The following is a 12,817-nucleotide window of genomic DNA, read 5'->3' on the forward strand; positions in this document are numbered from 1 at the left end:
TGAGTTGTTTTTGCAAGAAAGACGTGAATTTCTAAGGGAAAATGCTTGACTTATATATGTGGTATGTGCTAAACTAGACAAGCGACATGGAAGTTAGGTCTTTTTTTTATGCCCGAAAAGCAGAAAAGACTCACGCAAATGAAAACACTGGAGGTGGAAGTTGTGCGCGTTAAGATTACATTAGCATGTACGGAGTGCAAGCAGCGTAACTACAATATGACCAAGGAGAAGAAAAATCATCCTGAGCGTCTTGAAACAAAGAAATATTGTAAGTTCTGCCGTACCCATACTCTGCACAAGGAAACGAAGTAATCACGAAATGTGAGGTTAGACTATGCAAGAGAAAGAAAAATCTGCTGGCAAAGGTCAGAAGAAAAATTGGTTTCAGGGACTTCAATCGGAATTCAAAAAGATTGTCTGGGTTGACAATACTACACTTGTTAAGCAGACCGTAGCAGTTACGATCATTACGGTTGTACTTGCTGTGATCATCAGTGTATTTGACTCAGCTATTCTGGAAGGAATAAATCTTTTAGTGAAGTAAGGATAACGGTGATTGTATGTCAGAAGCAAAATGGTATGTTGTTCATACTTATTCAGGGTATGAAAACAAAGTAAAAGCCAACATTGAAAAAACAATCGAAAACAGACACCTGGAAGACCAGATTCTGGAAGTTCGTGTTCCGCTGCAGGAAGTAGTGGAGATGCGAAACGGAGCTGCCAAGCAGGTCCAGAAAAAGATGTTTCCGGGCTATGTGCTTCTCAACATGGTCATGAACGATGATACCTGGTATGTTGTCCGCAACACCAGAGGCGTAACCGGATTCGTAGGACCGGGATCCAAACCGGTACCGCTGACCGAAGAAGAAATGCTTCCTCTGGGAATCAAAGCTGAGGATATTCAGGTGGATTTTGCAGAAGGCGACATGGTTGTCGTTACAGGCGGAGCTTGGAAAGACACGGCAGGCGTTATTACTGCAATCAATACCCAGAAGCAGACGGTTACTATCAATGTTGAATTGTTTGGCCGCGAAACGCCGGTAGAAATAAGTTTCGCAGAAATTAAGAAGGCGTAACACATTCAAGTGGGAGGGAAGAACCCCCGCCAATACCACATAGGAGGTGCCGAAAAATGGCAAAAAAAGTAACAGGCTATATTAAATTACAGATTCCTGCTGGTAAAGCAACTCCAGCACCACCGGTTGGTCCGGCTCTTGGACAGCACGGTGTAAACATTGTACAGTTCACAAAAGAGTTTAATGCAAGAACAGCAGATCAGGGAGATCTCATTATCCCGGTTGTTATCACTGTTTATGCAGACAGAAGTTTCAGCTTCATAACCAAAACTCCGCCGGCAGCAGTTCTTCTTAAGAAGGCAGCTAACATCAAATCAGGTTCCGGCGTACCGAACAAAACAAAGGTTGCAAAAGTAACAAAAGCTCAGGTTCAGGAAATCGCTGAACTGAAAATGAAAGACCTGAATGCAGCATCCCTTGAAGCAGCTATGAGCATGATTGCTGGTACTGCAAGAAGCATGGGAATCGAAGTCGTAGACTGAGAAAAAATCAAATGAAGTGGGAGGGAAGTTCCCGCAATTACCACAGGAGGTTATAGAAATGAAACGAGGAAAGAAATACGTGGAAGCTGCAAAAGCAGTAGACCGCGCAACATTATATGATACCGCTGAGGCTATCAGCCTTGTAAAGAAATCCGCAGTTGCTAAATTTGACGAAACTATCGAAGTTCATATCCGTACAGGCTGCGATGGACGTCACGCAGACCAGCAGATCCGTGGTGCAGTAGTTCTGCCTCATGGAACCGGTAAAAAGGTTCGCGTTCTTGTATTTGCAAAAGATGCAAAAGCAGAAGAAGCAAAAGCAGCTGGTGCTGATTATGTAGGAGCTGAAGACCTCATTCCGAGAATCCAGAATGAAGGATGGCTTGATTTCGACGTTGTTGTTGCTACACCAGACATGATGGGTGTTGTTGGACGTCTTGGTCGTGTACTCGGACCAAAAGGTCTCATGCCAAACCCGAAAGCTGGTACTGTAACTATGGACGTTACAAAAGCGGTTAACGATATCAAAGCAGGTAAGATTGAATACCGTCTTGATAAAACCAATATCATTCATGTTCCGATCGGTAAAGCTTCCTTTACTGAAGAACAGTTAAGCGACAACTTCCAGACGCTGATTGAGGCTATCGTTAAAGCAAGACCGAGCACTCTGAAAGGACAGTACTTAAGAAGTGTTGTTCTGACTCCTACAATGGGACCTGGAGTAAAGGTTAATCCGGCTAAGTTAGCCTAAATAAATGTAAATGAAGGGCACTCCTGACGGGGTGCTCTTTTTTTGCATGTAATAGTGCAAAAGGTAAAAATTATTTACAGAAGTGCATGGTAATGTGATACAATGAGGAAAGTATTTGCAGAAAGAAGAAGGAATACTATGGCAGATAGGAAACGAAAGCGGACTTCTAATGCAGGGAACGGACGGAGATCTGTGCGGTCAAAGTCGAGAAGACGCAAAAAACAGAATAAAGGAAGGCTGATGTTCTGTATTGCGATGGAGCTGATCGTGGTGCTCATACTTGTACTGGTTGTCGGTTGGAATTATGGTATGGGAACGCAGTTGTTTGACTGGATCGAGCAGATGCGTAAACCTGTTGTGAAAGAGCTGGATATCAGTGGTATCAACAGTCCGTATGCGGTATTGATGCAGGTGCGCGGTGGCAGAGTGATCGGTGAGATCAACGGAGAGGAACAGATGTATCCAGCATCCATGACAAAGATCATGACGACAATCGTTGCGATCGAAAATCTCAAAGATCTGGACCAGGAGATCACACTGACCAATGAGATGTTTGAAGGATTATATGAGCAGGACGCGACACAGGCCGGATTTCAGCCGGGCGAAACTGTCCGTGCAATCGATCTGCTTTATGGTGTGATGCTTCCTTCCGGTGCAGAGTGCTGTATTGCACTTGCAGATACGATTGCCGGTTCTGAAGCAGATTTTGTCACATTGATGAACGAAAAAGCAGCGAAACTTGGGATGACCGGTACGAACTTCTGTGATACGACCGGACTGCATGATGCAAATCATTACAGTACGGTGAAGGATATTGCAGTGCTTTTGAAATATGCTCTGAAAGATGATACATTCCGTGAGATTATAGAGAGTCCGTATTATTCTACACCGGGAACCAATATTCATCCGGATGGAATTACTTTCTACAGTACCATGTTTAAGAATCTGTCTGATACGGCAGTTACAGACGGTAAGATTATGGGTGGAAAGACCGGTTATACGGGGGAAGCAGGACATTGTCTTGCGAGCTTTGCAGAAATCGACGGTACAGAATATATTCTGGTTACCGGTGGAGCATCAGGAACCGGAATTCCACATATAAATGATGCAGTAACAGTTTATAACAGACTTGGTGCAGCGGCACAGGCATTAAATGAGGAGTAATATGGAAGTAAAAAACTACTTGATCGAGAAGCTTCTGAAAATAATCTGGAGGCCTTAATTCAGCACAATGAGTCTGATATTGATACATGGATTCCTCTGGAATATGATCTGCAGATGACGTATGGAAATGACAAAGTTGCATTCTCAAAATATCTTACAGCACTTCGGGATGAGGTACGCAATGAAAGTAAACGTAAGATTGCGCGAAAAGAAAGTATGAAATAGAAGCAAAGACTTCGGCAATATAATATTAACTTCGGGGATGGAAAAATGAGAGAAATGAAACGTTTGTTAACTGTTTGCCTGTGTGTAATGCTGGTTACAACACTGATAATGCCGGAAACTGTTTTTGCAGCACGAACTACTGTGTCGCAAAAAAGTGTAGGATCAGCAGCACGAACGGGTTGGTACACACAGAAAAATGGAAAAAAGAAATACTATCGTGACGGTCAATATGTGACCGGACAGCAAAAAATCGGAAAATATGTTTATATGTTCAGTAAATATGGAAACATGATAAAAAGAGACATTACGATTAATAAAATCAAGTATTATATCGAATCAAATGGACATGTATCAGGATGGAAAAAGGGCAGGAAATATTATACAGCCACGGGAAAACGTATGAATAGTACGAAGACGGTGGAATTTCGGGCATACCAGAATGCACGAAAAGTTGTAGCAAAGAATACAAGAAAAAGTATGTCAAAAAGTCAAAAACTTGAAACTTGTTTTCGCTGGGTGATGAAAAGATACTATCGTACATGGAGACGCTTCAGTCAGGGTGGAAAAGCATGGTATGCCGTAAATGCGAATGATCATTTTGAACGCGGTTGTGGTGACTGCATTGCTGATGCTTCTGCATTTGCATATCTTGCAAAAGCACTTGGATACAAAAATGTATATGTGTGTACAGATGGTCACAGAAATGATGAAAACTCTCATGGATGGGCGGAAATCAACGGCCGTGTTTATGACCCGCTTTTTGCGGAAGCCAAAAGTTACAGCAGAAATTACGGAGTGAGATATGGTGTGTACCCACTGTCTCCGGTGATGCGTGTGAAGATTGCCTAAGATATAAATTGGGGGGATAAGATATAAAAATGAAAAGATGTAAAAAAATATTTATTATGTTAATGTGTGCACTGCTGATTGCTGTTCCGGTCACGACAGAAAGTGCAAGTGCTGCTGTGGCAACAAACAGAACTGCAAAAGCCAAAATATCCGGCTGGGTCACGGTACAGAATGGTGAGAAAAAGTACTATAAAAAAGGACAATATCTTAAAGGCTGCAAAAAAATAGAAAAAAATTATTATTATTTCGGGCCGAAAGGTGTTATGAAGACACAGGATATAACTTCTCATGGTGTCACATATTTTATAGAAAGAAACGGGCATGTTCTGGGATGCAGAAAAGGTTCCCGATATATGGCTCCTGACGGAAGAAAGCTCAATAAAAAACAGACAGCAGAGTTACGGGCATATCAAAATGCGCGTAAAGTTGTAGCCCGGATTACAACCAGTGACATGACGGATGCAGAAAAACTACAGAGATGCTTTACATGGATGCAGACGAATGGATTTGCCACTCAGGGAAGGCTCAGTTCCGGTGGAAAATTCTGGTATGCGTTCAATGCAAATCAACTTTTTATGCGAAGAAGAGGAAACTGTATTCCGTATGCATGTGCGATGGCCTATATGGCAAAGGTAATAGGTTATAAAGATGTCTACATCTGTTCCAGGGGAACGAAACAGCAGAGTTTTCATACATGGACAGAAATAAACGGAGTTGTTTATGATTCTTACTTTGCAAAACGACGTGATGCAGATAAGTATTACGGTATAAAATATGATAACTTTGAGTATGGGGTTGTTTTTAGACAAAAACTTCCGGAAAAATATTCGTGGCTATCGAAATGAGAACAGGACAAAAAATGTAAAAGCTATGGCAAAACCATAGCTTTTATTTTTGGTATTTGATCACAAATGAGAAGATTAGTCAATAAAATAGTTGACAACTTATATCTCTATAGGTATTCAGAAGAGTGTTTCTTCGTTTTTATCAAAAAGTTTGTCGTTGATTTCGAAGAGACTAAGTCCATGTAATAATCCATAATATATGATAGCATCGCGCTTTAATTTTGGATAAAGCTGAGCCATTCCACAGAGCTTTAACAGTTCCTGTGTTTCCTCAACACTTGCCCCCAGCCCATAACACAGACACAGAAGACGGTTTCTGGAAGGATTTCGGCGGCCTGCAAAAATCTGGTGCAGGTAGATCTCACTCATACCGGACTGTTTGGCGAGAGCGGCTTTGGAAATATACTTTTTTTCAAACAGATGATTTAATAATTCAGATACACTTTTATTTACAAATTGTTCCTGATTTTGTGACAGAAACTGCTCTAAGTCCGGTGAATCCATAAGTTCTTGTTGTAAACCATCTGTGTTTTTTTTCTCCATATTACGCGCCTTTACAATAATTTTTTTAATACATTTCTGTATTTTGAAAAAATATATGTCAAAATACGTTGTAGTATATATACTTGCTGAATAAGTGCTAATAAGTTATAATATTCTAAATAGTGCATTCAAATAAGAATATACTATAAATGGTTCTGAAAAACAATATGCAGGCCGCATAGTGATAGGAATGAGCATATGGATATTTATGACAGTCTTTTTGACGCGGTTCGTAGTGAATATGATACGATCACGCTGATCAAAAAAAGCGAACGGGGCGAAGTCTCACTTGTACGACACAGAGACAGCGGTATCCGCTATATTTTTAAGCATATTTATGGGGAAAGTGAAGTTTATCGGAAACTTCTTTCTGTTTCATGTCAAAATCTGCCCCAGATTATGGAAGTAGGAGAAAAAGACGGCAGAACGGTGATTCTGGAGGAATATGTGACGGGTGACACTCTCGGAGAGATTCTGCAGGGGGGACTTTTGACAAATGCAGAGGCAAAGCAGATCTGTCGTCAGTTATGCGCGGCATTATGGGTGCTCCATTCTATGGGGGTGGTGCACCGGGATGTAAAGCCGGATAATGTTATCATTCGCGGGAAAGACGCAGTACTGATCGATTTTGATGCATCCAGAATATACAAAAATGCAAATAACGAAGACACGAAGATTCTGGGGACGACCGGATTCGCGGCACCGGAGCAATATGGCCTTTCGCAGTCAGACGGACGTGCGGATATTTATGCGCTCGGTGTCTTACTGAATATTATGCTGACCGGAGAGCATCCATCAAGAAAGCTTGCCGCTGGCAGGATGGGCAGAATCGTTCAGAGATGTACGATGGTAAATCCAGAAAAAAGATATAAAAATATCCTCCATTTAATGGAGGCTTTATAAAAGACAAGGGGGAAATGATGAGCAAAAAGTGTGTAAAATGCGGACACACGCTTCCGGATGATGCGTCATTCTGTCCGCACTGTACTACTGTTCAGACGGAGAAACGGGAGATAAAGACGCCAAGACGGTGGAAACGTGCAGCGTTGACAGTTATTGGAATATTGATTCTCATAGCAGTCATCGGAGTGGCAGTTTCCATGTACCACAGACCGAAGGCATATGAAGGTGGCGCGCAGATTGATTATGTGGACAAGGATAAAACTTATAAAGTCCTGCTGACCTTTTCGGAGGGTGACGGTGTGACGGGGCATGCACAGGGAGAACGTACAGATACACTGGCGGAAGGTCTGGACAGTGCTCTGCCGTGTCAGCTGTATGTTCTCGATCAGGACACGGGAAAACTGGCATGGGAAGAGTTTTCAAAAGAAGTGGAATCCTGCAGGGTAGATACAAAGCCGGCTGACGGATCGAGGAAAATGGAATATATAGAGCCGATGTATAATGAAAGTTTTCCGAATGCAGCGTACACCTCAGATATTTATTTTACATCTGAAAGTGGTACAAACGACATTGTATGGACGGTGAAAATGAAAAATAGTGATACAATTTCCTTAAGCACGCGTCTTACTATTGAAAAACTGCCTGCAGTAACTTATCATGCAGAGGACACATCGATGGAAACTACAGAGGAACTTCAGGAACTTCTGGATTCTATTGATAAAGAAGTATCTTCTGGTACACCGGTATATCTGTACCTTCCGGCGGTGACATATGACGGAGATATCACTTTCGGTGATCATACCTGGGAAATCAACGGAAGTACCAGTGGAGATACAACAACTACCTTTACCGGAACTGTCAGTCTGAAAGGACTTAACGGAAATTATGCTGATATATCAGGAATTCGTTTTGAAGGAAGTTCCGGAACCGGATTGGATGCATATTGCTTTGCAAGTGCTTCAGAGTGCAGTTTTGAAGGCTGGGATACAGCGGTTTATGCACATACCGGAGGCTGGGTTAATGTAACAGACAGCACCTTCACAGATAACAAAATCGGTCTGAAATTCGATACCAGTATGTCTTATGGCAGTTCGCCGAATTATCTGAATAATACATTTACCGGAAACGGAACGGCTGTCTGCATTGATAATCTGCCGGGTAATGAAGTGATTGATTTTGCAGGAAGTACATTCTCCGGAAATGACACAGACATCGAAAACAAAGCAGGTCATACGATCAATACAGCAAAGGCGACATTTGAATAAACGAATAAGCAGCACAAGGCTTCTGCAATACATTTTGCAGGAGCCTTTTTGTATCATAGGGAGTTGTTTTGTTTTATTCCGGAAAATATGCGCGAAAGTTCTGAAAAAACTATTCAAAATCATATGCTGTGAGATAATGGGTTCTCATTTGAACTTATGCTAAAATCATATCTATATGTCTTATATGGGTCGTATAGAAAAAAAGGAACGGAGGATTTACATGAAGAAAAAGAATATTGCGATGCTCATGACAATGGCAATGATTACATCTGGTGTGACAGCGCCTATGGAGGCAGTGTATGCATCAGATGAAATTCAGATTCAGTCCGAAGATGTTTTTGAATCTGAAAATGAGGATGCACTTGGAGAAAGTACAGATGTTACAGAAGCTACAGAGGATTCATTTGCGGAAAGTGCAGAGTCCGAAGCGACAGATATGTCGGAAGCCGAAGAGGTAGAGATCACTGAGGATGCAGAACAGTCCGGGGACGAAGAAATCGAAATCAGTGAAGAAGATTCTGATACAGAGGAAAACGTCGCAGATGTGTTCTCTGACGGGGCGGAAGATGTTGCCACGCATAGTTCGGAAGTGGTTGAAGGCGGAAGTACAGATGCTGGAAATGCCGTTTATAGATTGTATGCAGATGGAACTTTGGTTATCGATGGCCAGGGAGCATTTATAAGTTCAAAGTTCAGAGATGACAGCAGAATTAAATCTATTCGTGTGTCAGAGGGAGTTACAGACCTTGGTGGAACTTATTCATATGCATTTTGGGGTTGTGAGAATCTGACGACAGTCAGCTTGCCGGAAAGTTTGGAAAATATAGGTGAAATGACGTTTTATGAATGCAAAAATCTCAGTACTATCAATATTCCGTCAGGAGTAACGAGCATCGGAAATAGTGCATTTCAGAGTTGCAAGGCTCTGAGAAACATCACTATTCCAGATGGAGTGGCGAGCATTGAACGTTACACATTTTATGATTGCAGCAGTCTTAGTGATGTAAATATTTCGGCAGAATCAAAGCTGACAAGTATTGAACAATATTCATTTGAAGGCTGCAAGAGTCTGGAAAGTATCAATATCCCATCAGGAGTGATCGGCATAGGAGAAAGTGCATTTTCTACTTGCGAAAAACTGACAGGTATTACCATCCCGTCAGCAGTAACTCAGATTAAAGACGGGACATTTTATGGCTGCAAGAGCCTGGAAAGTATCAATATCCCATCAGAAGTGACCAGCATCGGAAAAAGTGCATTTTATAATTGTGAGAAATTAACCGATATTACCATTTCGTCAGGAATAACTAAAATTGAAGACAGTACGTTTGAAGCCTGCAAGAGCCTGGAAAGTATTACTATTCCGTCAACGGTAACAAGCATTGGAAATGAAGCATTTTCTGATTGCGAGAGCTTAAGCAGTATCGAGATTCCATCAGGAGTAACGAGCATTGGAACATATATTCTGAGTGGCTGCTCGAATCTTCGAAGTGCGACTCTTCCGAAAGATACAAAGATAGTAAGACAGGGAATGTTTTCTGGTTGTAAGAGACTTATGAATATTACTTTACCGGAGAGCGTTACGGTAATTGAAGACAATGCTTTTAGCAGCTGTTCTGATCTGAAAGAACTTGTATTGCCGACAGGTCTGACTACAATCGGAAAAGCCGCATTTAGTGATGTTGGACTGATTGACATCGACTTGCCGAATGGATTGCAGAGTATTGGTATAAGTGCTTTTAACTCAACGAATTTTACAGATATTGTATTGCCGGATTCGGTGACAGATATTGGGGCATATGCATTTCAAGGGTGTGGAAAACTGGAAAGTGTTACCCTTCCGAAAAATATTACAGAATTGAAAGACGGAACATTCCAATTCTGTTGGAATTTGAAAACAATATCATTACCGGCAGGTCTGCTTGAGATCAATGGAGCTTTTGGGTACTGCGGTAGCCTGGAAGCAATCACCATACCGGACAGCGTAACTACGATCGGAGATACTTCGTTCAATGGCTGCAGTTCTCTGAAATCAATATATTTTTCAAAGAATCTTACCAAAATCGGATATGAAGCTTTCGCATACTGTGAAGGACTGGTCAATGTCAGCCTTCCGGAGAAACTTGAGAGTATTGATACGGGAGCATTTGAAGGCTGTACGGCACTGCTTGGCCTGTACATTCCCGGAACAAATGTAAAGATAACATCTCGCGCAATCGGTTACAACTCAGATTCAGAAAAAAATGAAAAACTGGTTATTATCGGAAAAGCCGGCTCCACAGCAGAGACATACGCAAAAAATACAGGACTTTTATTCCATAATGTTGATGATCAACTGACACATCAGACAGAACTGAAGGCAACTTGTGTAAAAGAAGGAAATGTCGAATACTGGCACTGCGACAGCTGTGGTCAGGACTTCAGTAACACGCAGGGAACGGAAGTGCTTGATGTAACAACAGTCGCAAAGGTTGCACACAGGAAAGTACAGGTGCCATACAAGGATGCTACCTGCACGGAGCCTGGAAACTGGAATTACTATAGTTGTGAAAATTGTGGCAAAAAATTTACAAGTGACTGGAATGAAGATAATACAGAAATGACCAATGAGATAATTCCTGCATATGGACATACGTGGCAGTTGAGAAACACCGGTGGTTCGTCAACTTTCCATCTGCTCACTCCGGGTAAAACTTCTCCGGTCTATGTAGCAGACATATCAGATACAGAAAGCTACTGCTGGCGCTGCGGCAAGGTTGCAAAAGAAAATCATGTAAGCCATGTTCTCAATGTAAATGTGGATCAGATTACTTTGAAATGCGGACAGTCTTCAACAACTTTCCGTACATGGGGAGATCCGGTCAAAAGTGTAGTTCCGGATAATAATCTGGTAAAAGTTTCCGGAGTAAAGAGCAGCGGTTCATTCAAAGTAACAGCGAATGCGAAGAAAACAGGCCGTACATATCTTACGATTACGACAACGACCGGCCTGACAACCAAAGTGCTGGTATCTGTCCAGAAGGGTGCAGTAAAAACCAAATCAATTAAGGGTCTTTCAAAATCGGTCAGTGTTGTTAAAGGCAAATCACTCACATTGAAACCGACACTGGAACCTGTCAACAGCCCGGAAAAAATTACTTACACCTCTTCAAATAAAAAGGTTGCTACAGTCAGCGCCAAAGGTGTGGTAAAGGGTGTGAAACCGGGAACTGCAAAGATTACTGTAAAATCCGGAAGCAAAAAAGTAGTCGTAAGAGTGAAAGTTACCGGTGTGAAGACCACGAAACTTTCGGGAGTACCGGCAGCAAAGAGCGTTTCCAAAGGAAAAACATTCAAGATCAAAGCAGTAGCAGCACCAAAGAACACCTCTGAAAAGATTACTTATACGTCATCCAACAAAAAGGTTGCAACAGTAACAGCGAAAGGTGTAGTTAAGGGACTGCGCAAGGGAACAGCAACGATCACTGTCAAGAGTGGTTCAAAGAAAATGACCTGCAAAGTAACTGTGAAGTAAAATGACTAAAATCTAAATAACATGAAATAGAAATAGATGGCGTACCGCTGAATGTGAGACTGGCGGTTAATAATTTAATGCAAGATAGTGTTTGAAAAAGAAATGAATGCAATGAAAAAACGAATAGATGATTACGGGAGGATGGATAATGAAAAAATGCACAAATATATTTAAATCGCTTTTTTCAACAATACTTATTGGAACGGTTGCTTTTTCGTCTGTTTTTACGTTGAATGTAGGAAAGGCTTATGCAGAAGCAGATACTGCTGGTTTAGAGGATGACAGTATCGGAAGCTGGGAAAATACAGAGGTGGTTGATGAATTTGGAGATGCTACAGGTGAATCTGCTATAAGATCGGTTGTATCGGGAACTTTCAGCAACACGGCGACGGCTGAGAGTGATTTGACAGTAGTGGCATTTATTACAATGGGCGTTCCTGCATATAGCAGTGATTTCATATCTGATAATGCTACTTTAATTAGTAATACTCTTACATATCCTACTTCTGCATATAATGTACAATTCAGACTATTAGAATATGATAAAACGCCTGCTACACATTTGAAATCGGATAATATGATTTTGAAGACAAAAGTTGGTGAGGATGTCGAAGAGTATATTTTAATAGGAAATGAAGATAACAGCGATCTTTTAGTAAATCCAGTAATAATGGGTAAAACTGGTTTTGAAAGAAATGGAGAATTACTGTTAAAAGATTTATATGAAGGGAATGATGTTCGTTGTATTGTTGAAATAGGTTCTTCAAAGTATAAATTTACTTTAGAAGCAGGAAATTTTCAAAAAATTATTGATGAAAATAATTTGGAAAAACCTTTAGATGCAGAGGGGCAAGAACAAAGATTTAAAGATCAGAAAGCTGCTGCGCATCTGGAAAAAGCAGAAAGTGTTATAAAATCCAAAACTGATTTTATCGCAGCTTATGTGAATCATACAGATGCGGATAATAATTATGAAAGCGGATATTATTATTTTAATGGTCATGCAGATGAATTTGAGGATTTAACAGAAGAAGAGTTATCAGCTATTTTTCCATGTAGGTTTAGATATTATCTGGTTAATCTGTTAAGGAAACAATCGGAGTTGGTGTAAACGAAAAAGCAGCCTTGAGTTCTGATAAAAACTGCCCTTTCGTTTACATCAATTTCGATTTTACCTTGGTGAACAAAGTCGCGTCCCTT

General features: G+C 41.1%; 13 protein-coding genes. 12 read left to right on the forward strand and 1 reads right to left on the reverse strand.

Annotation, left to right across the window (positions count from 1 at the left end; translation table 11 throughout):
- The first annotated feature begins 162 nt into the window (after positions 1-162).
- The 8 genes from rpmG (at position 163) to H8Z79_RS13585 (ending at position 5,392) form a co-directional block, all read left to right on the forward strand.
- A complete protein-coding gene (rpmG, locus tag H8Z79_RS13545) occupies positions 163-312 on the forward strand; it encodes a 50S ribosomal protein L33 (RefSeq protein ID WP_044925727.1) in 150 nt (49 codons plus the stop codon).
- Between the two features lie 22 nt (positions 313-334).
- Positions 335-544 (forward strand): preprotein translocase subunit SecE, encoded by a 210-nt coding sequence (gene secE, locus H8Z79_RS13550; RefSeq protein WP_015540662.1) that lies wholly within the window; start codon positions 335-337, stop codon positions 542-544.
- Between the two features lie 16 nt (positions 545-560).
- A complete protein-coding gene (nusG, locus tag H8Z79_RS13555; protein WP_015540663.1) occupies positions 561-1,076 on the forward strand; it encodes a transcription termination/antitermination protein NusG in 516 nt (171 codons plus the stop codon).
- Between the two features lie 56 nt (positions 1,077-1,132).
- On the forward strand, positions 1,133-1,558 hold the full coding sequence (gene rplK, locus H8Z79_RS13560; protein ID WP_015540664.1) for a 50S ribosomal protein L11: 426 nt from the start codon (positions 1,133-1,135) through the stop codon (positions 1,556-1,558).
- A gap of 58 nt (positions 1,559-1,616) precedes the next feature.
- Entirely contained in the window at positions 1,617-2,309 is a 693-nt protein-coding gene (gene rplA / locus H8Z79_RS13565; RefSeq protein WP_015540665.1) for a 50S ribosomal protein L1, read from the forward strand.
- Positions 2,310-2,447: 138 nt separating this feature from the next.
- Positions 2,448-3,473 carry a D-alanyl-D-alanine carboxypeptidase family protein gene (locus H8Z79_RS13570; protein ID WP_118040213.1) on the forward strand — a complete coding sequence of 342 codons (1,026 nt, stop codon included), beginning with the start codon at positions 2,448-2,450 and terminating at the stop codon, positions 3,471-3,473.
- A 270-nt stretch (positions 3,474-3,743) separates the two neighbouring features.
- A complete protein-coding gene (locus tag H8Z79_RS13580; protein WP_015540668.1) occupies positions 3,744-4,547 on the forward strand; it encodes a transglutaminase domain-containing protein in 804 nt (267 codons plus the stop codon).
- A gap of 29 nt (positions 4,548-4,576) precedes the next feature.
- Positions 4,577-5,392: a transglutaminase domain-containing protein gene (locus H8Z79_RS13585; RefSeq protein WP_015540669.1), complete on the forward strand. Its 816-nt coding sequence runs from the start codon at positions 4,577-4,579 to the stop codon at positions 5,390-5,392.
- Positions 5,393-5,509: 117 nt separating this feature from the next.
- On the opposite strand, the gene H8Z79_RS13590 is transcribed toward H8Z79_RS13585, so the two are convergent.
- Positions 5,510-5,935 (reverse strand): helix-turn-helix domain-containing protein, encoded by a 426-nt coding sequence (locus H8Z79_RS13590; RefSeq protein ID WP_015540670.1) that lies wholly within the window; start codon positions 5,933-5,935, stop codon positions 5,510-5,512.
- A 198-nt stretch (positions 5,936-6,133) separates the two neighbouring features.
- Between H8Z79_RS13590 and H8Z79_RS13595 the strand changes: the two genes are divergently transcribed.
- The 4 genes from H8Z79_RS13595 (at position 6,134) to H8Z79_RS13610 (ending at position 12,728) form a co-directional block, all read left to right on the forward strand.
- Complete coding sequence (locus H8Z79_RS13595) at positions 6,134-6,838, forward strand: serine/threonine-protein kinase (RefSeq protein WP_118050033.1); 705 nt, start codon at positions 6,134-6,136, stop codon at positions 6,836-6,838.
- Between the two features lie 17 nt (positions 6,839-6,855).
- Positions 6,856-8,103: a zinc ribbon domain-containing protein gene (locus tag H8Z79_RS13600; RefSeq protein WP_015540672.1), complete on the forward strand. Its 1,248-nt coding sequence runs from the start codon at positions 6,856-6,858 to the stop codon at positions 8,101-8,103.
- Positions 8,104-8,323: 220 nt separating this feature from the next.
- Positions 8,324-11,617: a leucine-rich repeat protein gene (locus H8Z79_RS13605; protein ID WP_187002896.1), complete on the forward strand. Its 3,294-nt coding sequence runs from the start codon at positions 8,324-8,326 to the stop codon at positions 11,615-11,617.
- Between the two features lie 148 nt (positions 11,618-11,765).
- Positions 11,766-12,728 (forward strand): hypothetical protein, encoded by a 963-nt coding sequence (locus tag H8Z79_RS13610; protein WP_187002897.1) that lies wholly within the window; start codon positions 11,766-11,768, stop codon positions 12,726-12,728.
- The last annotated feature ends 89 nt before the right edge of the window (positions 12,729-12,817 follow it).

The sequence above is a fragment of the Blautia intestinalis genome (assembly GCF_014297355.1).
In the GTDB taxonomy this organism is placed as follows: domain Bacteria; phylum Bacillota; class Clostridia; order Lachnospirales; family Lachnospiraceae; genus Blautia_A; species Blautia_A intestinalis.

Excerpts from the sequence above, each read along its gene's own strand:
- H8Z79_RS13580 (WP_015540668.1), top strand. The coding sequence starts at position 3,744 with ATGAGAGAAATGAAACGTTTGTTAACTGTTTGCCTGTGTGTAATGCTG.
- H8Z79_RS13590 (WP_015540670.1), bottom strand. The coding sequence starts at position 5,935 with ATGGAGAAAAAAAACACAGATGGTTTACAACAAGAACTTATGGATTCA.
- secE (WP_015540662.1), top strand. The coding sequence starts at position 335 with ATGCAAGAGAAAGAAAAATCTGCTGGCAAAGGTCAGAAGAAAAATTGG.
- rplA (WP_015540665.1), top strand. The coding sequence starts at position 1,617 with ATGAAACGAGGAAAGAAATACGTGGAAGCTGCAAAAGCAGTAGACCGC.
- H8Z79_RS13610 (WP_187002897.1), top strand. The coding sequence starts at position 11,766 with ATGAAAAAATGCACAAATATATTTAAATCGCTTTTTTCAACAATACTT.
- H8Z79_RS13585 (WP_015540669.1), top strand. The coding sequence starts at position 4,577 with ATGAAAAGATGTAAAAAAATATTTATTATGTTAATGTGTGCACTGCTG.
- H8Z79_RS13595 (WP_118050033.1), top strand. The coding sequence starts at position 6,134 with ATGGATATTTATGACAGTCTTTTTGACGCGGTTCGTAGTGAATATGAT.
- nusG (WP_015540663.1), top strand. The coding sequence starts at position 561 with ATGTCAGAAGCAAAATGGTATGTTGTTCATACTTATTCAGGGTATGAA.
- H8Z79_RS13570 (WP_118040213.1), top strand. The coding sequence starts at position 2,448 with ATGGCAGATAGGAAACGAAAGCGGACTTCTAATGCAGGGAACGGACGG.
- rplK (WP_015540664.1), top strand. The coding sequence starts at position 1,133 with ATGGCAAAAAAAGTAACAGGCTATATTAAATTACAGATTCCTGCTGGT.
- H8Z79_RS13605 (WP_187002896.1), top strand. The coding sequence starts at position 8,324 with ATGAAGAAAAAGAATATTGCGATGCTCATGACAATGGCAATGATTACA.
- H8Z79_RS13600 (WP_015540672.1), top strand. The coding sequence starts at position 6,856 with ATGAGCAAAAAGTGTGTAAAATGCGGACACACGCTTCCGGATGATGCG.